The sequence below is a fragment of the Candidatus Nitrotoga fabula genome, assembly GCF_905221025.1.
Taxonomy (GTDB): domain Bacteria; phylum Pseudomonadota; class Gammaproteobacteria; order Burkholderiales; family Gallionellaceae; genus Nitrotoga; species Nitrotoga fabula.
In genome coordinates, this window is sequence record NZ_CAJNBL010000044.1 from 60,017 (window position 1) to 84,590 (window position 24,574).

Here is a 24,574-nt window from a genome sequence, read left to right on the forward strand (position 1 = left end):
CTGCCGGGTTCCACGCTCTGCCACCTACCGCAGAAACGGCCCCCAGACTGGTTCCCTGATATCCGCTGACTGGGAAGACAAGTTTTTCTTTGTCCTGACCCTGCCATCACTGGATATGGCTGTCAGTATACCACGCCGTCCAGACTCGGTTGCAAACAGAATCAGCTTTCCATTCGGTGAAAAACTGGGTCGTTTGTCCCATCCTCCGGATGTCAGCAACTGCATTTGCCGAGTCTGAAAATCCTGTACGGCAACATGAAATCGTCCATCCTTCTGGTGCGCAAAGACAAAACTCTTGCCATCAGGGCTGTAGCGTGGGGAAAAGTTATGTCCTCCCTCAAATGTCAACCGTTCGGTATTTTTGCCGTCCACCGATATCCTGTAAATCTGCGGGCTTCCCCCGCGGTCGGAGGTAAACAGCAGATATTGCCCATCCGGCGAAAAACTGGGTTCGGTATCAATCGCGCCGCTGAAAGTGATACGGCGCAGGTCGCTACCATCCGCACGAATCAGATAGATCTGCGGACTGCCATCCCTGGTCAACACAATGGCAAGCTGCCTGCCATCGGGCGACCATGCCGGAGCGCTGTTGCTCCCCCGCGCATCCGACAGCACTCTTCTCTGATTGGTCAGCAATGACTGAACATAGACTACCGCATGACCCTTCTCCAGGGTCACATAGGCCAGCTGATTACCATCCGGAGACCAGGCTGGCGACATGATCGGCTCGTTAATCGAGAGCACCGCCCGGTCATTGAAGCCATCACTGTCCGCCACCACCAGGCGGTTACTCTTGCCCTGCCTGCTTACGTAAGCAATTCGCGTGCTGAATACACCGGGATTACCCGTGAGCTTTTCATAAATCAGGTCTGCAATACGATGTCCGATTGCCCTTACCTGATCTGCCTTGGCCGTTACAGCCTGACCGAACAGCTCAGTTTGCTTGACAGCATCGAACAGGCGAAATTTAACGGTCACCCTGCCATCCGGCAGCATTTCCACACTCCCGATTGCCATCGCTTCCACTCCGCGCCAGTCGGCAAAATCGATCTCATGCGGCTCATGCGGTGTTTTGCTCGTTGGAACAGTGATCTTGAAATGCCCGCTGCTCTTCAAATCTGCGGACACGATCTCGGTAATTCTCTGGGCCAGCTTCCCCTCATTGTCAAACGGCACAATAGCAACCGGAATCTGATTTTCCCCCGCCCCGTAAATATCGATATTCAGCGCAGCACGAACTGGCAAGGTGATGCATAGCAAGAAGAGCAACATCCAGTAACGAATCATGGTCATTCCTTTCATATCCTATTCCTTTGGGCTAACTTTGAGATGCAACTCGCGAAACCTATTGAATAAAGCCGGATCGGGCGGCAAGGGTAACGGCTGCGATTTCTTGATGGCACGCTCCACTGCAAGATCGTAGACTGCAATCCCGCTCGGCTTCATCAACCGCAGCTTCTCATCCAATACCCCGCCACCGGGCAACAAGGTCACTTCAAATTCCGCAACCACATTATAAGGGATATCCGGGGGCATCACGATGTTACGGCGGATTTTGGCAATAATTCTGGCCTTATATTCGTCCACGATTTTAGAGATGGCTGCCGCTTCTTCGGCCATGGCTCGTTGTTCGGCCCGGTTTCTTTCCTCCCTGGCCTTTTGTTCGGCCCGGGCTCTTTCCTCCCTTTCCCGTTGCTCCGCCTTGAGTTTCTCTTCCCGCTCCTTAAGTTCCGCCCTTAACTTTTCGAGCCGCTCCTTTTGCTCGGCTTTGATTTTCTCTTCCTGAATTTTTTGTTCAGCCCTGAATTTTTCCTCTCTCACCTTTTTTTCAGCCTCTGCTTTTTTAACAGCCAACAGCCTCTCTGCTTCCGCCTGCTCCGCTTCCAGTCTCTCGGCCTCTGCCTTTTTTTCGGCATCTGCCTTGAGCTTCTCAGCCCTCGCCCTTTTTTCGGCCTGCGCCTTCTCTGCCTTGATTCTCTCGGTCTCCGCCTTTTTTTCTTCTTCCTTCCTGGCTTGTTCCGCCGCGGCCTTCCTCTCTTCCTCAGCTTTCCGGTCAGGCTGCGCACTGACCTTTTCCGGGGTTTTCCTGGAATCGGGTTTCGGGGTTTCCATTTGCTTTTCCAGCAATTTCTTTTTTTCAGCCAGCGCGATATCGGCCTTGGTAAGAGGCTCGGATTTTTTCGGCTCAACCGCTTTGAGGGGGTCCGCCTTTTCCTGCACCTGGAGCTTGCTGCGCAACCTGGCAACCAGCTCTGCCTGCTCGGCACGGGCTCGCTCCCTCTCTAGCTGCACTTTTTGCTCAGCCTTTGCATCGGCTTTTTCAGGTTGAGGCTTGACCTCCGCTTTGATCGGCTTGGGAGTCTCCCGGGAGATTTTTTTTCCAGAAACTTTCGGCTCCACCTTGGGAGGCACAACCGGTTTTACCGGCTTGAGTTGCTTTACCGGTTTGGGTGGTTCTACCGGTCTGGACGGCTCTTTTTTTTCAGGCACACTCTCCTGATCCGGCAAATGATCCCAGATATCCACCACCATACCCCGCGGAGGTTCAACCTGCCAGCTCACTCCGAAATACAGCAGCACAAAAAATGCCAGGTGAACGACTAACGCCAATGCCCCGGCACGCAGCCTGTAGGGTTCGGCATGTGCCTTCACGCTCATCGCCCCTGGGTTTGCGCCAACAGCCCCACCTTCTTGATCTGTTGCTGCTGCAGTACATCCATGATACGGATGACTTCTTCATAACGAACATTCTTGTCCGCAGAAATGACCACCGCCTGATCCGCATTCTGCGACTGCTTCTGCCTGAGAATCTTTACCAGCTCCTCCCGCGTAACCTTGCGCTCCTCGCCTTTATGGCTTCTGTCGTTCAACGCCAGGGTAAGGTCTTTTCTGAGAATCACCTCCAGTGGCGCAACCGGAGGAGCCAGCGACTTACCTACTCCGGGAAGATCAATCTGACCGGTATTCATCATGGGAGCAGTCACCATGAATATCACCAACAATACCAACATCACGTCGATATACGGCACGACGTTAATTTCGCTCATTGGTCTGTTAGAACGGCGCGGTGTCATGACTGGCGCTGCAGTATGTTGGAAAATTCTTCCATGAAAATTTCAAAACGCGAGGCCAGCCGCGAAATATCATGCGAATATCGGTTATAGGCAACCACGGCGGGGATCGCCGCGAACAGACCCATCGCAGTGGCTACCAGCGCCTCTGCAATCCCGGGGGCAACATGCGCCAGTGTAGCCTGACCAACATTGGCCAGACCGCGGAAAGCCGTCATGATTCCCCATACCGTACCGAAAAGCCCGACATACGGACTCACGGAACCTACCGAAGCCAGAAACGCCAGATGTGATTCCAACCTGTCCATTTCACGCTGATATCGTGCGCGCATGGCCCGACGGGTACCATCCATCACTGCGTCGTTACTCATGTCATGCTTTTTCTTCAGCTTGAGGAATTCGGTAAATCCAGCGGAAAAAATCCGCCCCATGCTCCCCGATTCTCCGCGCATGACTGCGGTATTCTGATACAACCGGCTCAGATCATCGTTATCCCAGAAGGATTCCTCGAATAAATCACTTTGCCTGATTTCCTGCCGCACCGCGAACATTTTGAGAAAAATGAACCACCATGACAGCAATGAAACGAACAGCAACAGCCCCATGACCAGTTGAACCAGTAAGCTGGCATTCTGGATCAGATGGATAATTGATAAATCCTGCGTTACAACCTGTGGCATATCTTAAGTTATCCTTTCGTTCTTCCATTGCTGTCGCAATGTTTCCGGTATGCTCACCGGCTTAAATTGATCTGCTGTAACGCACACCAGATGTATTTCTGCCTCCACCAGCATATCCTGATTACGCCACACTGCCTGATGCAGGCCGACACGGCTACGCCCAACATCTTTCAGTTGCACCCTGACGTCCAGCAAGTCATCCAGCAATGCCGGCCTGAAAAAATCCAGCCTCAATGACCTGACCACAAATATCAGTCCGAATTCACGAATCAGTCCAATATTCGAGTACCCGCAACGCTCCCTCAGCCACTCTGTCCGCGCGCGCTCTAAAAAGTTCACATAACTGCCATGATATGCAACACCGCCCACATCTGTATCCTGAAAATAGACACGCACCGGCCAGCTAAAGACGGATTCAACTTTGGAATGAGACATGTAATCCGCTATAGAGAATGGAATAATTACCACAAAGCCAGTGTGCCATTTCAAATCATGACGGAATCATGCCATTTATATCATACTAGAATAATTCTCATTCTGACATAATGTGAAATCAACCTGCAAGCCCTTCGGCCTGGAACGCTCGGCCTGCTCATTACATTCCCCGGGTTTTTTCCATGTCCTTCGTCCCGATTCGTTCAGCAAGAACAACGGATACCCGAAGGAACTCCGGAAACCGGCACAATCTATCCACATGCTCTCAGCAGAACCTTTCAGCGCCGGTATCTTGCGCCCCGCTTCCCTATTTACTACCCCTCCCACAACTCCCTGCCGACCACATTTCCTGGCTGCGCCAGTCCAAAGTGTTCGTAGGCGTTCCGGGTTGCCATCCTGCCGCGTGGAGTCCGTTGCAGGTAGCCCTGCTGAATCAGATAGGGCTCCAGCACATCTTCTATGGTATCGCGTTCCTCCCCTATCGCGGCAGCGAGACTATCCAGGCCCACCGGCCCACCTGCAAACTTATCGATCACTGCCTGCAATAATTTCCGGTCCATCACATCCAGTCCCTGGGCATCTACATCCAGCATGGTCAAAGCTGCGTCTGCCACGGCACGCGTAGCTTCCCCCTGGGCCCGGACTTCGGCAAAATCGCGCACCCTGCGCAGCAGGCGGTTGGCAATGCGGGGAGTCCCACGGGAACGTTTCGCAATTTCCAATGCGCCATCCGGCGAAATCGGCAGCTCCAGCAAACCGGAAGAGCGTGTCACGATACGCTGCAGCTCAGGGGTGGAATAGAACTCCAGTCTTGCCACAATGCCAAAACGGTCGCGAAGCGGATTGGTCAACATACCGGCACGGGTCGTCGCACCGACCAGCGTAAATGGCGGCAAATCCAGCTTGATGGAACGGGCAGCGGGGCCTTCCCCGATCATGATATCGATCTGGTAATCCTCCAGGGCGGGATAAAGAACCTCTTCCACCACCGGAGAAAGCCGGTGAATTTCATCTATAAACAGCACATCGTTGGGCTCAAGATTCGTCAGCAGGGCAGCAAGGTCACCCGCACGCTCCAGAACCGGTCCGGAAGTATGGCGCATGTTGACGCCCATTTCACTGGCGATGATATGGGCCAGCGTTGTCTTGCCCAGTCCCGGCGGGCCAAACAGCAGCACATGGTCCAGCGGATCCCTGCGCTTGCGTGCGGCTTCAATGAAAATCTGCAGCTGCCCGCGAATTTTTTCCTGGCCGATATATTCCTCCAGCTGTTTGGGTCGCAGCGCGCGCTCCTGTATTTCCTCCTGTCCAGAAACTGTAACGGAAGAAATCACCCGGTTCGATGCGGTCAAATTATCGTTTTGAATCATGCCCTGGATAACAATTTTAATGCCTGACGGATCCCCTCCGCCACGTGGGCATCGCCGGGCAATTGCCGGATCGCCCAGTCTGCTTCCTTGCCGCTATAACCCAGCGCCAGCAGCGCGTTGACAATATCATTGCCCTGCTGCTTGCCCATTTCACCGGGGCTCCCGGTCTCGGACGGGGTGAATTTGTCCTGCAGCTCCAGCAACAGGCGTTCGGCTGTTTTTTTTCCGACACCTGGAATCCTGGTCAGCATCCCCGCCTCCTTGTTCGCTACGGCAAGCGCCAGGTCACTCAGGCTCAAGCCAGAAAGAACGGAAAGCGCCAGCTTCGGCCCCACGCCGGAAATTTTCAGCAAGTGGCGGAACGCCACGCGTTCATCCTCCGAAGCAAAACCATAGAGCAGGTGGGCATCCTCGCGCACGACTAGCTGAGTATACAGCACCACTGACTCCTGTAACCCAGGCAGATTATAGAACGTGCTCATCGGCACATGCAGCTCATATCCTACACCGTGTACATCCACCAGAATTTGTGGCGGACTCTTTTCCAGCAAAATGCCCGTCAAACGCCCTATCATGTTTTCCCTTGCAATCCGATACCAGTCAAATGCAAACCCGGCCAGTTTTTCATTGGGAGCCTCACCGTCAGCCCGCTTTACCCAGCAGCAGGGAAAAGCGGCCATGCCGGGCTACCCCAGCCTGCCGTTCCGCATGCGCATGCCACTGGCCGGGTGCCGCACGCTCAAAACAGAGTGGGCATGGCAAATCGCACAAGCCAGCGCATCCGCAGCATCCGGACTTGGCGAGCCGGGCAGCGCCAGCAACCGCTGCACCATCGCCTGCACCTGCTCCTTTTTTGCATGGCCATTGCCCACCACCGCCTGCTTCACCTGCAGCGCAGTATATTCTGCAACCGGCAGGCTTGCCGCCACAGCAGCGCATATCGCAGCGCCGCGCGCCTGCCCGAGAAGCAGTGTAGATTGCGGATTGATGTTGACAAACACTTTTTCAACCACGACCAGCTGGGGCTGATGGGTTTCAATCACCTCCCGCAACGAATCCATGATCACCTTGAGACGCCCCGGCAGCCTCCCCACCGGAGTTTTTACGCAGCCACTGGCCACATAAAAGAGCTTCTGCCCGACCTTGTCCAGCACACCAAAACCGGTGATGCGCAAACCGGGGTCAATCCCGAGGATGCGCACAGAAGCAGCCTGATCAAGCGGCACCAAAACCCCCGGTTGCCTGACTTATCCTTCGATCACTGCCGTGGTAAATACTTCCTGCACATCATCCAGGTTTTCCAGAGCATCGAGCAGCTTTTGCATCCGCACCGCATCCTCACCGGTAAACACCACCTCGTTGACCGGCTTCATCGTAACCTCTGCCATTTCCGGCCTGAAACCAGCCGTTTCCAGGCGCTGCTTCACCTCCACAAAATCATGAGGATCGGTAATGACCTCGATGCTGCCATCCTCATGGCTCACCACATCCTCCGCACCCGCGTCCAGAGCAATCTCCATCAGCGCATTTTCATCGGTTCCCGGAGCAAAGATCAGTTGCCCGCAATGTTTGAACAGATAGGATACGCACCCATCCGTGCCCAGGTTGCCGCCATGCTTGGTAAAGGCATGGCGCACATCGGCAACCGTTCGCGTCTTGTTGTCCGTCATGCAATTGACCATCACTGCCGCGCCATGAATGCCGTAGCCTTCATAGCACAACTCCTGATAATCCACCCCTTCCAGCTCCCCGCTGCCGCGCTTAATGGCGCGCTCCACGTTGTCCTTCGGCATGTTCTGGTCATATGCCTTCTCCATCGCCAGTCTCAGACGCGGGTTGCAGCCCGGATCGCCGCCCCCCAGCTTGGCCGCTACCGTGATTTCTTTGATCAGGCGTGTAAAAATCTTGCCGCGCCTTTCATCCTGGCGACCTTTGCGATGTTGAATGTTTGCCCATTTACTATGACCCGCCATGACCTTTTCTCCGTTTAATGATTCCCGCAACCATCGCTTCTCTATTTTTCAGATTGAAGCAGCATGATTTGACCCTATCGACAGCAACAAGAAGTCCGTTGCGTTTTTTTGTATTCTACCTCAGAGCATCTTGCCCTGACCAACCCGAATAATATTATATGTTTTAATATGTTATGAAAAACCTACATTAAATTCCGGTTGAAGTAATTTCATTGAAATGAATTCAATGATGCTGACTCTATTCATAATTTTTTTTGCCCACATATCCTGTGGATAACTATGTGAACAATCCTTTGAAATATAAGGTAACTATCCATCCAATATAGGATTTTTTTCTTAGCACATAAATTAATCAAATTTTTTATCAAATAAAAACAATGTGTTATATAAACACATCCAGATGGCTTTTAAAAAAACCTGTTCAGTTCATTACCGGAAAAAATGTGAATAACCAGCAGCCTGTCAAGTAAATTCCGGTCCGAAAATCAGGATAGAGCACATTATTTTTCAGTCCACCGAAGTTATTTCCAATCTCGGGTTCGAGAACGATATTGGCTTTGCCTGCAGTGCCATCGAAGAATCGCCAGCTGGACTCTTCGAGCAGCTTGTTGATCTTTATGCAAGCCTTGGCTTCTTTTACACTCAATTTATTCTCGCATCAGTTATTCAAACCCGGGGGTGTTTGTAAGAAACAGCGTTATCGTCGCGCGTAAGCAAGTGCATCAACTTTGGATGGGCGCGAGAAGCTGTTCATCCACGTGGCCAAGTTCGATGGCCAGTTGACGGTTCAGACTGAATCTCCCCGGGTTTTGAGTAGGCTCCATGGCGTAACGAACAGAAGGAAAATGGAGCGATTGGCGGAGCAATCGGTTTATATCCGCGTTGGTGGGGGCCAGTTCCGAACTGTATCAATCCATCCAGAGAACCCTTGCGGACGACTCAAGAGGCCGGATGGAGGTAAAATCATCGGTGGAACAACGTGCCTTGATACGGCCCTTAATAACGCTCGTGTTGCTGCTCCGGCGAATACAGTCAAGCCCGGCAACAACAAACCAGAACATGTCGTACAAGCAGGTTTAGCCGCAAGCAAGGATGCTCGGATCATTCTGGATGCTGGACGCCCATTGATGTGGCCAAAGAGAATCGCATAGCGCTTCATCAACCCATCGCCGGAGATGCCTTCTCTCTGAAAGTTGTACAAGCTTGGAATTAATGAAACGACGTCCATGGTCTATGAAGCTAACATTGAACTTGAGGAGCGCGGAAACAGGCGGCGAAGCCGGCTGTTAGAGTCTCCACCTCGAAGTGTTTGTTAGCCACAAATTGCTGGATCAAATCTAGGTGCATCGAGATCAAAACCGTACGCCTTACATAGCTTCTTCATGTGACTCTTCTTTTCTTCGGTAATCGGTATCACGTCTGGATTTCCGTAGTACAGCGCCTTTGCAACTGCGAGAACAATTTCCTCTCGGCTGTGGGGCCTGTTGTGTACGTACAGCGGAAAGTAACTGTCTGGAAATTCAGCGGCTTCAAATAGATTGAATGCGCGACCATCTTCTCTATTTGCGTAGAGCTCGCCGCAACCTTGCAGGAAGCGCCATTGTGGATCTTCATAGCTTGGCGATATTCCCCGCGTCGGGCATCTTTGATAGATGACATCTGCAATCTTTCTGCAGATGTCGGAAACGCTTTCTTCTGTGCTCTTCAATCCAATGATCCCAGACAGGCCTGGGTTCCATTGATCGATTTGCGATTTATCAACTCCATGCCAAAGAGGGAAAAGCCTCATTTGACCTTCAATGTGCTGCCGGTGCAGCACGCCTAGTTCGTAACTGGTCCATTGCTTAGTCAAGTATGTAGGCGACAGAAGGAGCAGGCCATACTCGGACGCCAGTAATCCAGCATTGATCGAGTCGAGCAGTTTGTCGCCAATATTTAGTGATAACGGGGCAAACCAAATCCTGATCCCGAAACACTTTAAATGGGTAGATAGCTCTGTTGCATATACCTCATCCTCTGAGGCGTAAGAAATAAAGAGATGGAAGGGCTTGATCATTCTTTATGGCAAACTTGGAATTCAGCGGCCGCCGGAGGCGGGCCGCTGGAATGTAGCGTTAGACGTTAAAACGAAAATGCATGACATCCCCGTCCTGCACCACGTAATCCTTGCCTTCAAGCCGCATTTTCCCTTTTTCCTTCGCGCCCGCCTCCCCTTTGCATGCGACGAAATCGTCGTAGCTGATCACTTCTGCGCGAATGAAACCACGCTCAAAATCATTATGAATGACACCGGCAGCCTGCGGAGCGGTATACCCTTTGTGTATGGTCCAGGCACGCACTTCCTTGACTCCGGCGGTAAAATAGGTTTGCAGGCCCAGAAGCCGGTATGCCACGCGGACCAGCCGATTCAGCCCCGGCTCTTCCAGCCCGATATCCACCAGAAATTCTTTCTTGTCTTCTTCCGGCAGCTCGGAAATTTCCGCTTCCAGTGCCGCGCAGATGGGTACCACCGGGGCGCCTTCGCGTGCGGCGAACTCCTCTATTCTTGTCAGTAACAGGTTATTCTTGAAGCCATCTTCCGCCACGTTGGCTACGTACATCGCGGGTTTGACCGTCAGCAGGCAGAGCGGCCTGAGCGAGGCAAGCTGTGCCGCATCCAGTTTCAGCATGCGCGCAGGCTTGCCCTGATTTAAATGAGCCACCAGCTGGTCCAGCAATTCGCCAAATTTGACTGCATCCTTGTCGCCGGAGCGGGCCAGCTTGGTATTGCGCAACTGGGCCTTTTCCACCGTCGCCAGGTCTGCCAGTGCCAGCTCTGTAATGATGGTTTCGACATCGGCAATCGGGTCGACCTTGCCCACGACATGGATCACATTATCATCCTCAAAGCAGCGCACCACATTCACGATCCCATCGGTCTCGCGTATGTTGGCCAGAAACTGGTTGCCCAGCCCTTCGCCCTTGGATGCGCCCGCAACCAGCCCGGCGATGTCCACGAACTCGGTAATGGCATACTGCATTTTCTGGGGCTGAACGATATCCGCAAGCGCCTGCATTCTGGCATCGGGAACTTCAACGATGCCGACATTCGGCTCAATCGTGCAGAAAGGGTAATTTTCCGCCGCGATGCCCGCCTTGGTTAGCGCATTGAACAAAGTGGACTTGCCTACATTAGGCAGACCGACAATTCCGCATTTCAGACTCATGAATATTCCTTACAAATTTAGTTGCTGTGCAGCTTGAGCATCGCCGCCTCCAGCTTGCCGCTGAACACCAGCGGGGCAACCTGCAACCCGCGCTGCACGGCGTGTTCGATCTGGCCGTTTTCTTCCGCACGTGGAGCATTCAGTACATAGTTGACGACTGCCGCCCGTTCACCGGGATGACCAATGCCGATGCGCAGTCTCCAGAATTCCCGCGTACCCAGATGGGAGAAAATATCTTTCAGGCCGTTATGCCCGCCATGTCCGCCGCCGAATTTGAGCTTGACCCCGCCTGGCGGCAGGTCAAGTTCGTCATGCACCACCAGAATCTGACCGGGTTCGATTTGGTAAAACTGGGCCAGCGCGCCTACTGCGCGGCCGCTGACATTCATGAAGGTTTGCGGCTTCAGCAGAAACAGCTCATGCCCCTCCAGCCTGCCACGCGCGACCAGTCCATGAAACTTGCTTTCGGCCCTGAAAGACCATGAATACTGTTGCGCGAGTGCGTCCACCCACCAGAATCCGGCATTATGCCGGGTGAAATCATATTCACGCCCGGGGTTACCCAGCCCGACAATTAACCGGATTTCACTCATCCTGATCCCCCATCTGAAACGGTTTGCGCCATGTTAAAAACCCGCCACACCCTTTGCAGGAGAATGGCGGGTTTTAGCCGGAAGCGCAGAAAATGATTCGGACTCTTCCGTTCCCTGGGCTCAGGCAGCCGGTTCAGCCGCAGCGGCTGCTTCCGCTGCGCCTCGCGGCACCTGAATGGTGGCCACTACGGCCTCTCCGGCATGCATCCCGGCTGCTTCCACGCCTTGAGGCAGTTTCAGGTCCGACACATGAATGGAATGATTCAGCATCAGGTTCGACAGATCCACCTCGATAAATTCCGGCAGATCAGCAGGCAGACAGGCAACATCCAGTTCATTCAGCACATGGGAGACGATCCCTTTGCCCTGCTTTACTCCTGGCGCAATATCCGCATTAATAAAATGCAGGGGCACCTTCATATGGATTTTCTTGCTGGCTTCCACACGCTGGAAATCAATATGCTGCACTTGCTGACGGAACGGATGCATATGGAAATCCCGTAACAGCACCGGCTCTTTTTTTCCATCCACATCCAGCGTCATGATAGAAGCATGGAACGCTTCCTTGCGCAGCAGGTGATACAGATTGTTATGATCCAAATCGATCAATACCGGTTCGCCGCCGCCATAGACGATGCCGGGAACACGGCCGCTCTTGCGCAGACGGCGGCTCGCACCCGTTCCTTGCGCCTTGCGGGAGGCTGCACTCAATTCAATTTTCATTTTCTTTCTCCACTTCAATTTCGGAACCACCCGCGACCAGGCAATTCCAGGTTACGCAGCAACCAACATGACTGCCACAAAAACTATTCTATAAATAGTGAACTGACGGACTCTTCCGCATGAATGCGATGAATGGTTTCAGCCAGCAGTTCGGCCACGCTTAACTGGCGGATACGCTTGCAGGCCAAAGCATCGGCGCTCAATGGAATTGTGTCGGTCACAACCAGTTCGTCCAGTGCGGAATTCTGGATACGCTCAATTGCCGGACCCGACAGGACAGGATGGGTGCAGTACGCCAGAACTTTTTCCGCCCCCTTGTCTTTTAACGCCTCGGCCGCCTCGCATAGAGTATTTCCCGTGTCGACCAGGTCATCCATGATCAGGCAGGTGCGATCGACGACCTCGCCAATGATATTCATTACCTTTGCCACATTGGGCTTGGGGCGACGCTTGTCAATGATGGTAAGATCCGCTTCCAGGCGCTTGGCCAGCGCGCGTGCGCGCACCACCCCCCCCACATCCGGCGACACCACCACCAGATTCTTGTAATCGTGCTTCCTCACATCTGCCAGCAGGATCGGGCTGGCATAGATATTATCCACTGGAATGTCAAAAAAACCCTGTATCTGGTCAGAATGCAGATCCATGGTCAGAACACGGTCTACGCCGCCCTCTGTGAGCATGTTCGCCACCACCTTGGCAGTGATCGCCACGCGCGCGGAACGCGGGCGCCGGTCTTGCCGGGCATAGCCGAAATAGGGCAGCGCAGCAATAATCCGTCCGGCAGAAGCGCGCTTCAGCGCATCTACCATGATCAGCACTTCCATCAGGTTATCGTTGGTCGGGGCGCAGGTCGATTGCAGCACAAACACATCTTTGCCACGAACGTTATCGATGATCTCTATCATCACCTCGCCGTCCGAAAAACGGTCAACGGTGGCTCGCCCAAGCTGGATATGAAGACATTGTGCTACATTTTGTGCAAGCTTAGGATTTGCATTGCCAGTGAACACCATCAAACTATCGCTGGACACCATGCTTCCCTTCAATAAAAGCGGGCTTAAGCGCCCTGAACAGGCAACATCCTGTGATACTGGCTGGGGAGGTAGGGATCGAACCTACGAATGCCGGAATCAAAATCCGGTGCCTTACCACTTGGCGACTCCCCAAAATTTTTACATGTTACATTGCGACCCAATCCCGGAGTGGGTGATGCGGCAACCCACGTGCCACAATCCCCCTCATGTCCGGCGGCAACCGGTCCACAACCGCCCTGGCCTCTGTCTCAGCTGCAAATTCAGCAAAAACACAGGCTCCTGAACCGCTCATCCGTGCCAAGCCAAATCTCTCCAGCCAGGCAACGTGCCGCGCGACTTCCGTATAAAGCCCGCAAACTACCAATTGTAGATCGTTTTGCGGGTGACGCAATGAAAGGCCGCGAATTCTGCGGGAAATCGCATCCGGTGTCAATCGTGATTTAGCAAATTGCAGCTGTTCAAATACCCTGGAGGTTGCAACATGCACCGGCGGAAACAAGATGACATACCATGCATCCGGAACCACCCATGCCTGCAACTGATCGCCCACTCCCTCGGCATAGGCATTTTCACCAAATACAAATACCGGGACATCCGCCCCCAGAAGCAGTGCAATTTCCATCAGCCTTTCGCGCGACAGCCCCAGGCCCCACAGCCGATTTAGCGCAATCAGGGTGGTCGCCGCATCCGAACTGCCCCCCCCCAGCCCTCCTCCCATTGGTATGGATTTCTCCAGAGTCAGATCCACCCCGAGCCCGCATCCGGTTTCCTGCTTTAGCATGCGTGCTGCGCGTACGCACAAATCATGTTCCTGCGGCACCCCGTTCAGCTCACTATTTCGACGAACCACCCCATCTTCGCGCAGCGAAAAATGCAGCCGGTCACTGAAATCGACAAATCTGAACAGGGTCTGCAACAAATGATACCCATCCGCCCTGCGCCCAACCACATGTAAAAAAAGGTTCAGCTTGGCGGGCGCCGGAAAAGTCAGCGTATCGGTCAGATTTCCCATTCGTCAATCAGCAGCCTGATTTCCAGCCCCTCCCGCTGCAGGGCAACATGCAGCGGGAGACTGTCTGGTGACTGCGCGGCGTAACGCGTATAACGTATCACCCAGCCATCCTGGCTTAACAGCGCCACCTGGCCATTCATATCGCGTTCCATATCAAAGGCGCCATTCGGCGCAGGCAATGCCAGCACCCAGTAACGCAAACCTGCCAGAGGCAGGCGCCAGCCCAGCACCTGCTGCGTCAGGTCATCCGCATCCTGTGCAGAATAATGCTTGAAAGGCATATCCAGCGCTGCCCCCTGAATGTCACTGCGGATGCGGGCCACGGTCTGCCCCAGTGGCGCCATAAGAAGGATTTCATCCGCCTCGGAGTGATGCGTCCAGCGGACACCGGATGAAGACCGGTCATCGCCATGCTTGACAGCGATCCGCCCGGACAGAACAAAAGGCACGCTTTCCGTCTGCGCCGGTCGCGTGACAATGTGGGTTGCCGGCGGCGTGCTTGCGCAACCGGCCAGCAACAGGAAACATAACAGAAAGAGTAGGCGTATCAATGGGTAAATTTCTTAATAACCAGCTGAAGCGGAATATTTTCTGGGTGCATCTTCAGAGCATCATCCCATACTTTTCTTGCCTGATCCTTGTCCCCCTGCACCCATAGCACTTCACCAAGATGAGCTGCGATTTCCGGGTCCGGGTTGGCAGCATAGGCCCTGCGCAGGAACTCAAGGCTTTTGGGCAGATCGCCAAGACGATAGTACCCAAAACCCATGCTGTCGATGATTCCGGCATCATTGGGCTCCAGTTGATAGGCCTTCTCCACCAACTGCATGGCCTCGGGTAAGCGTTCATTGCGCTCCAGCATTCCGTATCCCAGGGCATTGTACGCATGAGCATGATCCGGTTTAAGTTCGATCAATTTCCGCATCATCTGCTCAAAACCATCATGGTTGCCCAGTTTCTCCGCCATCATTGCGGCCTCATACATCAAATCAGGATGGTTGGGGAATTTTTCCAGGCCTTGCTTTAATTTCTGGTAGGCCGGCCCAAACTGCTGCACATCGCTCAGCATCTCGGCCTCCGTCATGATCAGCCGTATACGCTGCTGATTATTCTTGGCAACGGTTTTCTCCAGTATCTGACGCGCAGCCTCAGGCTTGCCCTGTTTGCTGTTCAGGTACGCCATGCGCAAGCGCGCAACGAAATTATATTCCCCGTCCTTTACCTTGGCATAGTTTTTTATTGCATCTTCGTACTGCTTCTTGGTTTCGCTTAGCTGCCCAAGATAGTAATACACCACGCTTTCATCCTTTTTTCCGCTCGAAAGCGCCTGCTGCAGCTCTTTCTCGCCCCGGTCAAGCTCCCCGATGTCAATCGACAGCAATCCGACCGCAAATGCCAGGTCCGCGTTATCCGGATAAGCGTTCAGCAGCCGCTGGAATTCTGTACGGGCCTCGCGGTTCTGTTTCTGCTCCAGCAGGGTTCGTGCATAAAACAACCGGACTTCCTTGGCATCAGGATAGTTATCAAGGTATGTCTTCAACAATACCAGTGCCTGTCCGGGGTCCGTTACCTGCATCAACTGGGCATGGAGCATAATTGCGGTATCCCATTCCGGGCGCAGGGAATGGGCCTGCCTCGCTTCTTCCAGGGCAAGCTCGTGTTTCCCGGCTGATGCTGCCACCTGGGCGGTTACCAGATGTGCCTCGGCTACTCGCGGATAAGGTTGTGCCAATTCACGCAGCAGGTTGAGTGCGGCATTTTTATCCGGATAATTTGCGATCATGGGGGCAATCTGCATAAATACATTGCCGGTATCCTCCGGGGAGGCCGCCAGGACGCTCACCAGATGCGGACGCGCTTCTTCCATTTTTCCGCCGCTTACCAGCAGGGTAGCCAGCGCCTGTTTCGCAAGTAAGGAATCCGGCTCCAGCTCCAGCCACAACTGGAATGCAGTTACCGCCTTATCCATTTGACGCGTATCAAATGCCAGATGCGCAGCATAGCGCGCCAGACGCGGATCACGCGTAACATTGGCCAGTTTCAAATGGATCTGGGCGGCCAGCCTGGACTGACCCCGCTGCAGGGCCATTTCACCTAGAAGATATTCATACAGCATCTGGGCCGTTAATTCCTGTTTGGGCAATTCGGCCTGTTTCTGGACTGCAAATCCCGGTTTTTTGTCTTGTCCGAGCCCTTGTTGTGACGCCTGCGCACAGGAAGCGAGCAACATCGCAAATACAACCGTAGTTCGTTTCAAATTAATCATAATTTAATATATTCAGTATTTAAAGATCATACATTCATGGAGCCAACACCATCCAGTATCATTCTGGCAAGCGTCTTCTCCCGTTATTTTCCACGCCGCACTCCGATCCGGTTATCCCAATTTGCGGAACATCCAAACACAATACAGCCAGAACTTGCCATTCTTGTCGGAAACGAACAGTACATCATGCAAATGATGCCAGCTTTTTCCTTTCGGGATCAGCATAATTTCATGCACTAAAAGTCGTATGTTAGGGTATATTTCTTTTCCAATATATAGTCTGCTCCAATTAGTTTGCTCCAATGCCCATGTCAGTCACAGCGCCTATCACGCTAGCCGCACACAACCTGGTTCGCTGCTTCGGCCGAAATGAAGCCATCCGGGGGGTATCTTTGCAACTTCGGCAGGGCGAAGTGCTCGGCCTGCTCGGACAGAATGGCGCTGGCAAAAGCACTACGCTGCAAATGCTGGCCGGCACATTGCTGCCGCAGTCCGGACAAATAGAAATATGCGGTTTCGACCTGACCCGCCATCCCAGGATGGCCAAGGCAAAAATTGGATTCGTGCCGGAAAGAGTGCCTGTGTACCAGGACATGAAAGTGGATGATTTCCTGATGTTTGCCGCAAGGCTGCGTCGCATGCCCCCTACGCGAATAATGGATGCCCTGGCCGAAACCAAATACCGTTGCAGCTTGCAGGATAGCGGAAAGAAAATCATTGGCACCCTTTCCAAGGGTTATCAGCAGCGCATCGGCATTGCGCAGGCAATCATCCATCAACCGGAAGTAATCATTCTTGACGAACCTACCGTCAGCCTCGACCCGTCGCAGATCCGTGATATCCGCGCGTTGATCCGGGAGCTGGGCAGCCTGTACAGCGTAATTCTCTCTACCCATTTGTTAGACGAAGTGGAATCCATCTGCGACCGGGCTGAGATTCTTCACCATGGTCGCCTGGTTTACGGTAGCACCAGCGCACAGATGCAACAATATGGCCTTAACCAGCCAGGGTTCATCCTCACTCTCCTGTCGCCACCTGCGCTTCCGGAATTGCAATCCGTCGCCGGCGTACAGCAAGTAGACCAGCTTTCTGCCACACAGTTCCGCATTCTGCATGCACACGACAGCAACCCGGGTGCCGCTCTGCTTGAGCTCGCAGCAAAGAAAGGCTGGCTGGCAGAACCGCTGGTTCCGCTCCGGTCTGCGCTAGAAGACGTATTCATGCAAATCACGCAAACCGGAAAATCATGATCCTCACCATTGCTCGCAAGGAACTCCGCAGCCTGTTTGGCACCCCTTCAACCTGGTTGATTCTGGGTATGCTGCAATTTATCTTCGCCCTGTTTTTTTTGGCTCGCCTCGACGCTTTCATACAGCTACAGCCACAGCTAGCCCAGCTGATCAACGCCCCTGGAGCCACGTCTGCCGTTGCAGCTCCTCTATTCAGCTCGGCAGCGCTGATCATGATGATGCTCATCCCGGTATTTACCATGCGCTTGATCGCTGAAGAGCGCCGCAATCAGACCATGACACTACTCATGAGTTCGCCGGTTTCCAACTGGGAAATCGTGCTGGGAAAATTCACCGGACTTATGCTGTTTCTAGTGCCCGTTACCCTCAGCTGCGTTTTGATTGTTCTGACACTGGCAGCAGGCACGCAGCTGGACATCGGGCTGATTCTGGCTAACGCTTTGGGGCTTATGCTACTTTGCGCCAGTTATGCTGCCCTGGGGATGTATGTCTCCGCACTTACATTACAGCCCGCTATCGCAGCCATCGGAGCTTTGGCCATTTCTTTCGGTCTGATGCTGGTGGATATCAGTACAGAGGAGCATGACGCATCCTGGCGCGCGCTTACACCCACCCACCATTTTCAGAATTTCAATATTGGATTATTAAATAGCGGGGATATGGTGTTCTTTTTGTTATTTTGTGGCTTCTTTCTGGTGCTGACGATACGGCAGCTTCATAACAATCGCATGTATGGCCAGTAAATTCCTCATGCAACATCCGCAGTTCAAGCTGCTGATTACAAACCTTGCCTTTACCGCATGGCTGCTCGCGGTTGCAATACTTCTGCAACAACTGGCCACAGACCACCCGGTACAGTGGGACATGACGCAAAATGGGAACAACAGCCTGTCCGACAGCACGGTAAATGTACTGGCGCAAATGCCCGGGAAAATCAAACTTACCATGTTTATCAACGAAAACCAGGGCGACATGCAACAGGCAACCCGTGATTTCGTAGCCACCTATCAGCGCTACAAACCGGACATCAGGCTCACCTTCATCGATCCAGAAAAGCAACCGGAACAGGCGCGCAAGGCGAATATTCGTCTTAACGGAGAAATGCTGGTTGATTACGGCGGAAGAAGGGAACGTCTTAGCCAATTAAACGAGCAGGCATTTACCGGCTTGCTGTTGCGCATGATGCGCACCAGGAATCAGCTGGTCAGGTATCTTGACACGCATGGTGAACCCAGCCTGGAAGGTAACAGAGAGCATGATCTCGGTAAATTTGGCAGGCAGCTCCGGCAAAATGGCTTTCGGCTGGAGAGCATGAACCTTGCACAGACCCCAAAGATTCCCATTGATACAAGTATTTTGATTCTCACCCAGCCGCAGATTAACCTGTTCCCCGGGGAAATCGAAAAACTTTTGCACTATGTTGCTGGCGGCGGCAACCTGCTTTGGCTGGTGGATTTTGGGCCGTTGCATGGGCTCGAGCGCATGGCTGAAAATCTGGATATCCTGCTGACTCCGGGTATTGTGATTGACCCTGCGGCAGAAGAAATGAATCTCCCCGCAACCTGGGCACTGGGGGCAAATTACCCGCCACATGTCATTACCCAGAACTTCAACCTGACCACAACATTTCCCCTTGCTCGATCCATAGACTGGGAAGAAAGCGATGCATGGCATCGTATTCCGCTGGCTGAAGTTGCTCCGCGTGGCTGGCTCAGTCATAACATCCCGGAGGATAAGCCATATTTTAATTCCACTCAGGATGTCCCGGGACCGATCACCATTGCGCTCACACTGCAACGCAATATCAATGATCGTGAACAGCGTATCGCTATCGTTGGAAGCAGCCTGTTTCTTGCCAATGCCTATTCTGGAAATGGCGGCAATCTGGATCTCGGCGTCAGCATGGTAAACTGGCTCGGGCACGAAGAAATATTCATCTCCCCCCGACTCCGCCCGGTAAAGGATGATACGGTTACCCTGAGTAAAACTGATCTCGGCATCATCAACGGCAGCCTGCTGGTTGCGTTGCCCATGCTGCTCATTTCGGTAGGCGCTGTCCTGTGGTGGCGCAACCTCCGGCATGCGCAGAAGTGAAAAAAGGCTGGCAAGATCACACCTGACTTAAGGTATCTCCTGCAATCCGTTTCTACTGACTTGTCTGACTGTCCTTGCATCCTGTCCTGGCGCAGCATGGAAATGAAAAAATTGGACAAACCGGTCACGCATTGAGCAGAAGCAAGGTCCTTGTTATACTTACAAATTAAAGATTGATTATATTTCGGAGCAGATTGGAATGGGTAACCTGGAACAGGCGCGCTTTAACATGGTTGAGCAACAAATCCGCCCTTGGGATGTGCTGGATGTGCGTATCCTGGATTTGCTGAGCGCGGTTAAACGCGAAAACTTCGTTCCAACTGACAGACAAAGCATGGCCTTCATGGACATGGAAATTCCTCTGGGGCATGGCGCGTCAATGTGGTCTCCAAAACTGGAAGCCCGCGCATTGCAGATTTTGCAGGTCAAGGGCAGCGATCGTGTTCTGGAAATTGGCAGCGGAAGCGGATATTTGACTGCGCTACTAGCCCATCTGGCGAAACATGTGACCAGTATCGAAATCGTTCCGGAACTGCATGCCTTTGCGAAAAAGAATCTGGCAGCACACCAGATTCAAAATGTAACCCTGGAACTAGGCGATGCAGCACAAGGCTGGCCCGGTACTTACGATGTGATTGTTTTAACAGGATCAGTTCCGGTTTTACCGAAAGCTTTCCAGAACAGTTTGAATCCTGAAGGCCGCCTGTTTGCCATTGTTGGCGATGAACCGGTGATGCATGCCAGACTGATTCGCTATTTGGCACCCGGAAAATTTGAAACTGAAACGATTTTTGAAACCGTCGTGGCACCACTGCAGAACGCTTTGCCACCCGAGCGTTTCATTTTTTAATCTCCCTTGCTTGTTTCCGAATCTTGCAACGACTGAACAAGAAATTCTGAAATCAAACAACTACCCCGCCAGCCCGGGCCATGATTGCCCGGTCCGTGTTCATGGGTAATGACCGCGCCAACCTCAAAACATCAGACACCCGTTATTCTATAACCGGCGCCCATGAATGGGTTAATGTCCGAATCACACCCGGACACCCGCATGCCCTAGTCTATTTTTCTTAGCTGGATGCCAAGCTGGTGCGCCGCTCTGCTGGCTGATGCGATGACATGCTCATCCATGCCATCATTATGAGTGCCCGCGACAGGAATCCTGGCAAGTGCATTATGAGCTGCTTCCAGCAGTTTATGGCGGTGCACTTCCGGATTGCCATTCGGTTGATCTGGAGTCACCGCCTGAAAATACAGAAGACCATTGCGCATTGTGATGGCAAGCAGGTAGAGATCCTGGCCAAGTTTGGCAGCTTCCGGGTCACGCACCTCAAAACATTGCGTTGCGCTATCCTGATTTGCTTCCCTCATGTCTGACAACTGCTTGGCAACCGTCTCAACAAATGTTTGCGCCACATTGAGCTTTGGCGCCAATATTGCATGATATTGTCCGGTGCGGTTGAGAATGAGCGGGTTTTCAAGTGCCACGCGTTTGGTATTCCGCAACGTAAGCACTATGATTACCGTGATGATAATGGTAGCAACAGTTATTTCAATCATGAGAAAAAATCAAATCACCATTCACCTGAAATTAAACAATTCATTTGAAACATCGGCAGCATGAATTTCCTGCCGCTCTGCCACGGCATCAGCCTGCACATCCGCGCTCATCCTTCTGCTTGCATGCAGACATCTGGTTGCATATTGTAACTTTACCAGTCTACTTTAACCAACTTACCTTACCTAGAGTAAGTCGCATCGATTTTTATTCATGTAAAATATTATGCTTTTCCTCGAACCATCTGTACAGTGTCGGCAGCACTATCAGGGTCAGAAAAGTGGAAGTAACCAGTCCACCGATTACCACAATAGCCAAAGGTCGTTGCACTTCAGATCCTGGCCCCGTGGCAAACAGCATCGGAACGAGCCCCAGCATCGCTACCGTGGCAGTCATCAGGACCGGGCGGAAACGTTGCTGACAGCCTTGAATGATCGCCTCGGCCTGAGACATCCCTTTACGCAAGGTCCGAATGTAGGATACCAGCACTACCCCGTTTAATACAGCTATCCCCCACAGTGCGATGAAACCGACAGAGGCTGGTACTGACAGGTATTCCCTGGTTATAAACAGGGACACCACCCCGCCTATCGAAGCGAAAGGAAGCACCATGATAATTAACGAGGCATAGCGCAGGGCGCCAAACAGCAGAAACAGCAGGAAAAAAATTGCAGCGATGGTTACTGGAATGATGATCATCAGGTGATTCATTGCGTGCTGCATGTTCTGGAACTGGCCACCCCATTCCAGATAGTAGCCTTCCGGCAATGGAACCTTTGCATTGACTGCTGCCTGTAATTCGGAAACAAAACCACCCAGGTCACGGTTTTTTACGTTCACGCCCACGACAATGCGGCGCTTGGCCTTTTCCCGGCTGATCTGAGCGGGGCCGTCCAGTACATTGATCGTGGCCAGATCTTCCAGGGCAACATGGGCACCATTGGGCGAAATGACACGCAGGGCACGGATCTCCCTCAGATTATTGCGGAAACCTTCCGGCAGACGCACCACAGCGCTGAAACGGCGCTCGCCTTCAAATATTTCCGTAGTTTCTCTGCCACCAATGGCTGTCTCAATCACATCATTCACATCTGCCACGTTGAGACCATGACGGGCGATGATCTGCCGGTCGATATTAATGGATAAATATTGCTGTCCGGTAATTTTTTCCACGCGCAGATCCTGAGCACCATTGATGGATGAAGCCACTTTAGCAATGGCGTCGGCCTTCAGCCTGAGCATCTCCAGATCATCTCCGAACAATTTGATCGCGACATCGGACCGCACGCCGGTAACCAACTCCGCCACCCGGGCGGAAATTGGCTGGGCCATTACAATCTGAACCCCGGGCAAAGTCTTGACCTTTTCCCGGATCGCATCCGCAATATTGTCCTGCGTCCATCCCCCGGGCCATTCATTACGGGGCTTCAGGCTCACAATCGGGCTCGATTCGTTCTGACTTTGCGGATCTGCCGGACTTTCGCCACGACCTACAGCCGACACCGCAGATTTCACCCCGGGCACCTGCATGATCATGCGCAGTGCCTCCATTTCCATCGCGATGGATTCATCCAGCGAAATATTGGGTACCCGGACGATGCCTGGCACAATTGAGTTTTCCTTCATTTCCGGTATAAAAGCCATGCCGAGCATGGGCAGTAACAGCAGGGATCCGACGAAAGCCAAGCCTGACAAGGCAATGGTTTTTTTGCCATTGGAAAGCGTCCAGTCCAGCAAACGCATGTAAGGCTTTTTCAACAGTGCAACCAGACGGGTATCGTGCTCCTCCTTCCCAACCAGAAAGTAGGTGCATAAAACCGGGATCAGGGTTAGCGACAAGATCAGCGATACGAACAATGCAATCGCAATGGTAAATGCGAGAGGAGCAAACATTTTGCCCTCCATGCCATGCAGTGTCATTAACGGCAGGAACACCAGAATAATAATGGAAATGCCAAAAATCACCGGAGTGGCGACTTCCGCAGCCGCGTCAATCACGACGTGCATTCTGCTAACCCCTTTATGCGTGGCCAGCCGCTGAAAAGCATGCTCCACCACCACCACCGCACCATCCACGATCAGCCCGGTTGCAATGGCAAGTCCGCCAAGTGACATCAGATTGGCAGACAGGCCGTAATGGTTCATCACCATAAAAGTGATCAGGGGCGTCAACAACAGGGAGGAAACCACGATCAGGGACGAGCGCACATCCCCGAGAAATAGAAACAGCACGATAATGACCAGAATTACGCCCTCAAGCAACACCTTCAGCACCGTATTCAACGCCGCATCAACCAGTTCGCTGCGGTCATAATAGGGAACTATCCTGAGGCCATCGGGGAGCATCCCCCTGCTGTTGATTTCCTCAACCCTTTTTTTGACCCGGTTAACGACATCTTTGGCATTGCCCGCGCGTATCATCATCACGATTCCACCGACAGACTCGGTAACACCGTTTTTCAGCAATGCTCCGTAGCGCACCTCATGACCGATGGTCACCTCTGCAACATCACGCACGAATACCGGTATTCCATCCTGCTCCTTGAGCACAATCGTACGAATGTCATCCAGTGTCTTGATCAGGCCTATGCCCCGGATCAAGTATTGCTCGGCATAATGGGGCAGGACCCCACCTCCGGAGTTGGCATTATTACGGGCGAGGGCCTGATACACATCCTGCAGGGTAACCATGTAATGCCGCATGCGGTCAGGATTTACAAGCACCTGATACTGCTTGACGTAGCCCCCCTGGGAATTGATCTCGGCGACGCCGGGAATACCGCGCAGCAGCGGGCGCACCACCCAGTCCTGGGTAGTGCGGCGCTTGACCAGTTCCTGCTGGCTAAGAGCGCTTTTTCCATCATCAGGGTGCTCCAGGGTATATTGATAGACTTCTCCCAGCCCGGTCGACAATGGGCCAAGCACGGGCATCACTCCCTGGGGCATGCGCCCGCCAACTTCGATCAGGCGCTCCATGACCAGCTGGCGCGCAAAATAGACATCGGTGGCATCGGTAAATACCAGCGTGATCAGTGACAATCCGGGCTTATTCAGTGAGCGCATCTCCTCAAGCCCCGGCAGACCGGTCATGGCCATCTCAAGCGGCACAGTAACAAAGCGTTCCACTTCTTCCGGTGAACGGCCCAGCGCTTCCGTGGCAATCTGAACCTGCACATTGGTTACATCCGGAAATGCATCCACCGACAGCTTCCTGGCCGCATTCAATCCGAATGCTACCAGGCACAACGCGACTGCGACGATTACCAGACGCTGATCAAGCGCTACCCGAATCAGGGATTTCAGCAT

General features: G+C 53.0%; 25 protein-coding genes and 1 tRNA gene. 5 read left to right on the top strand and 21 right to left on the bottom strand.

Going from position 1 to position 24,574, the window contains the following annotated elements; genetic code table 11:
• Positions 1-24: 24 nt before the first annotated feature.
• The 10 genes from tolB to KJA68_RS10405 all read right to left on the bottom strand — a co-directional run bounded on the left by tolB (position 25) and on the right by KJA68_RS10405 (position 8,175).
• Entirely contained in the window at positions 25-1,302 is a 1,278-nt protein-coding gene (gene tolB, locus KJA68_RS10360) for a Tol-Pal system beta propeller repeat protein TolB (protein ID WP_320412129.1), read from the bottom strand.
• Positions 1,303-1,305: 3 nt separating this feature from the next.
• Positions 1,306-2,652 (bottom strand): cell envelope integrity protein TolA, encoded by a 1,347-nt coding sequence (gene tolA / locus KJA68_RS10365; RefSeq protein WP_213036862.1) that lies wholly within the window; start codon positions 2,650-2,652, stop codon positions 1,306-1,308.
• 2 nt (positions 2,653-2,654) lie between these two features.
• On the bottom strand, positions 2,655-3,074 hold the full coding sequence (gene tolR / locus KJA68_RS10370; protein ID WP_213036863.1) for a protein TolR: 420 nt from the start codon (positions 3,072-3,074) through the stop codon (positions 2,655-2,657).
• Positions 3,071-3,751, bottom strand: a complete 681-nt coding sequence (gene tolQ / locus KJA68_RS10375; protein ID WP_213036864.1) for a protein TolQ — start codon at positions 3,749-3,751, stop codon at positions 3,071-3,073. The genes tolR and tolQ overlap by 4 nt, the downstream gene beginning before the upstream one ends.
• A 3-nt stretch (positions 3,752-3,754) precedes the next feature.
• Entirely contained in the window at positions 3,755-4,186 is a 432-nt protein-coding gene (gene ybgC, locus KJA68_RS10380; protein WP_213036865.1) for a tol-pal system-associated acyl-CoA thioesterase, read from the bottom strand.
• 314 nt (positions 4,187-4,500) lie between these two features.
• Positions 4,501-5,556, bottom strand: coding sequence for a Holliday junction branch migration DNA helicase RuvB (gene ruvB, locus KJA68_RS10385; RefSeq protein ID WP_213036866.1), 1,056 nt, complete (start codon positions 5,554-5,556; stop codon positions 4,501-4,503).
• Positions 5,553-6,131 carry a Holliday junction branch migration protein RuvA gene (ruvA, locus tag KJA68_RS10390; RefSeq protein ID WP_213036944.1) on the bottom strand — a complete coding sequence of 193 codons (579 nt, stop codon included), beginning with the start codon at positions 6,129-6,131 and terminating at the stop codon, positions 5,553-5,555. Before ruvA ends, ruvB begins: the two co-directional genes overlap by 4 nt.
• Positions 6,132-6,242: 111 nt before the next feature.
• A complete protein-coding gene (ruvC, locus tag KJA68_RS10395) occupies positions 6,243-6,782 on the bottom strand; it encodes a crossover junction endodeoxyribonuclease RuvC (protein WP_246487147.1) in 540 nt (179 codons plus the stop codon).
• Between the two features lie 21 nt (positions 6,783-6,803).
• A complete protein-coding gene (locus tag KJA68_RS10400) occupies positions 6,804-7,529 on the bottom strand; it encodes a YebC/PmpR family DNA-binding transcriptional regulator (RefSeq protein ID WP_213036867.1) in 726 nt (241 codons plus the stop codon).
• Between the two features lie 421 nt (positions 7,530-7,950).
• The gene (locus KJA68_RS10405) at positions 7,951-8,175 is read right to left on the bottom strand and encodes a hypothetical protein (RefSeq protein ID WP_213036868.1); all 225 of its coding nucleotides are present in this window, start codon (positions 8,173-8,175) and stop codon (positions 7,951-7,953) included.
• A 199-nt stretch (positions 8,176-8,374) separates the two neighbouring features.
• Between KJA68_RS10405 and KJA68_RS10410 the strand changes: the two genes are divergently transcribed.
• Positions 8,375-8,680: a hypothetical protein gene (locus KJA68_RS10410; RefSeq protein ID WP_213036869.1), complete on the top strand. Its 306-nt coding sequence runs from the start codon at positions 8,375-8,377 to the stop codon at positions 8,678-8,680.
• Between the two features lie 161 nt (positions 8,681-8,841).
• On the opposite strand, the gene KJA68_RS10415 is transcribed toward KJA68_RS10410, so the two are convergent.
• From KJA68_RS10415 to KJA68_RS10455, 9 genes are all read right to left on the bottom strand, one after another.
• The gene (locus KJA68_RS10415; protein ID WP_213036870.1) at positions 8,842-9,585 is read right to left on the bottom strand and encodes a toll/interleukin-1 receptor domain-containing protein; all 744 of its coding nucleotides are present in this window, start codon (positions 9,583-9,585) and stop codon (positions 8,842-8,844) included.
• A gap of 58 nt (positions 9,586-9,643) precedes the next feature.
• Positions 9,644-10,735 (bottom strand): redox-regulated ATPase YchF, encoded by a 1,092-nt coding sequence (gene ychF / locus KJA68_RS10420; RefSeq protein WP_213036871.1) that lies wholly within the window; start codon positions 10,733-10,735, stop codon positions 9,644-9,646.
• Positions 10,736-10,752: 17 nt separating this feature from the next.
• Positions 10,753-11,328: an aminoacyl-tRNA hydrolase gene (pth, locus tag KJA68_RS10425; RefSeq protein ID WP_213036872.1), complete on the bottom strand. Its 576-nt coding sequence runs from the start codon at positions 11,326-11,328 to the stop codon at positions 10,753-10,755.
• A gap of 120 nt (positions 11,329-11,448) precedes the next feature.
• On the bottom strand, positions 11,449-12,051 hold the full coding sequence (locus KJA68_RS10430; RefSeq protein WP_213036873.1) for a 50S ribosomal protein L25/general stress protein Ctc: 603 nt from the start codon (positions 12,049-12,051) through the stop codon (positions 11,449-11,451).
• 83 nt (positions 12,052-12,134) lie between these two features.
• Complete coding sequence (locus KJA68_RS10435) at positions 12,135-13,085, bottom strand: ribose-phosphate pyrophosphokinase (protein ID WP_213036946.1); 951 nt, start codon at positions 13,083-13,085, stop codon at positions 12,135-12,137.
• A 60-nt stretch (positions 13,086-13,145) separates the two neighbouring features.
• A tRNA-Gln gene (locus KJA68_RS10440) sits at positions 13,146-13,220 on the bottom strand.
• 13 nt (positions 13,221-13,233) lie between these two features.
• Positions 13,234-14,100 carry a 4-(cytidine 5'-diphospho)-2-C-methyl-D-erythritol kinase gene (gene ispE, locus KJA68_RS10445; protein ID WP_213036874.1) on the bottom strand — a complete coding sequence of 289 codons (867 nt, stop codon included), beginning with the start codon at positions 14,098-14,100 and terminating at the stop codon, positions 13,234-13,236.
• Positions 14,088-14,651, bottom strand: a complete 564-nt coding sequence (lolB, locus tag KJA68_RS10450) for a lipoprotein insertase outer membrane protein LolB (RefSeq protein WP_246487148.1) — start codon at positions 14,649-14,651, stop codon at positions 14,088-14,090. Before lolB ends, ispE begins: the two co-directional genes overlap by 13 nt.
• Positions 14,648-16,366 (bottom strand): tetratricopeptide repeat protein, encoded by a 1,719-nt coding sequence (locus KJA68_RS10455; protein ID WP_213036875.1) that lies wholly within the window; start codon positions 16,364-16,366, stop codon positions 14,648-14,650. The genes lolB and KJA68_RS10455 overlap by 4 nt, the downstream gene beginning before the upstream one ends.
• Positions 16,367-16,674: 308 nt before the next feature.
• Here KJA68_RS10455 and KJA68_RS10460 point away from each other — a divergent pair, with 308 nt between their 5' ends.
• From KJA68_RS10460 to KJA68_RS10475, 4 genes are all read left to right on the top strand, one after another.
• A complete protein-coding gene (locus KJA68_RS10460; protein WP_213036876.1) occupies positions 16,675-17,616 on the top strand; it encodes an ABC transporter ATP-binding protein in 942 nt (313 codons plus the stop codon).
• Positions 17,613-18,359 (top strand): ABC transporter permease, encoded by a 747-nt coding sequence (locus KJA68_RS10465; RefSeq protein WP_213036877.1) that lies wholly within the window; start codon positions 17,613-17,615, stop codon positions 18,357-18,359. The genes KJA68_RS10460 and KJA68_RS10465 overlap by 4 nt, the downstream gene beginning before the upstream one ends.
• Before the next feature lie 7 nt (positions 18,360-18,366).
• Positions 18,367-19,710, top strand: coding sequence for a GldG family protein (locus KJA68_RS10470; protein ID WP_213036878.1), 1,344 nt, complete (start codon positions 18,367-18,369; stop codon positions 19,708-19,710).
• Positions 19,711-19,909: 199 nt separating this feature from the next.
• The gene (locus tag KJA68_RS10475; RefSeq protein ID WP_213036879.1) at positions 19,910-20,560 is read left to right on the top strand and encodes a protein-L-isoaspartate O-methyltransferase family protein; all 651 of its coding nucleotides are present in this window, start codon (positions 19,910-19,912) and stop codon (positions 20,558-20,560) included.
• Positions 20,561-20,766: 206 nt separating this feature from the next.
• On the opposite strand, the gene KJA68_RS10480 is transcribed toward KJA68_RS10475, so the two are convergent.
• Entirely contained in the window at positions 20,767-21,270 is a 504-nt protein-coding gene (locus KJA68_RS10480) for a hypothetical protein (RefSeq protein WP_213036880.1), read from the bottom strand.
• A gap of 205 nt (positions 21,271-21,475) precedes the next feature.
• Positions 21,476-24,574: an efflux RND transporter permease subunit gene (locus KJA68_RS10485; protein ID WP_213036881.1), complete on the bottom strand. Its 3,099-nt coding sequence runs from the start codon at positions 24,572-24,574 to the stop codon at positions 21,476-21,478.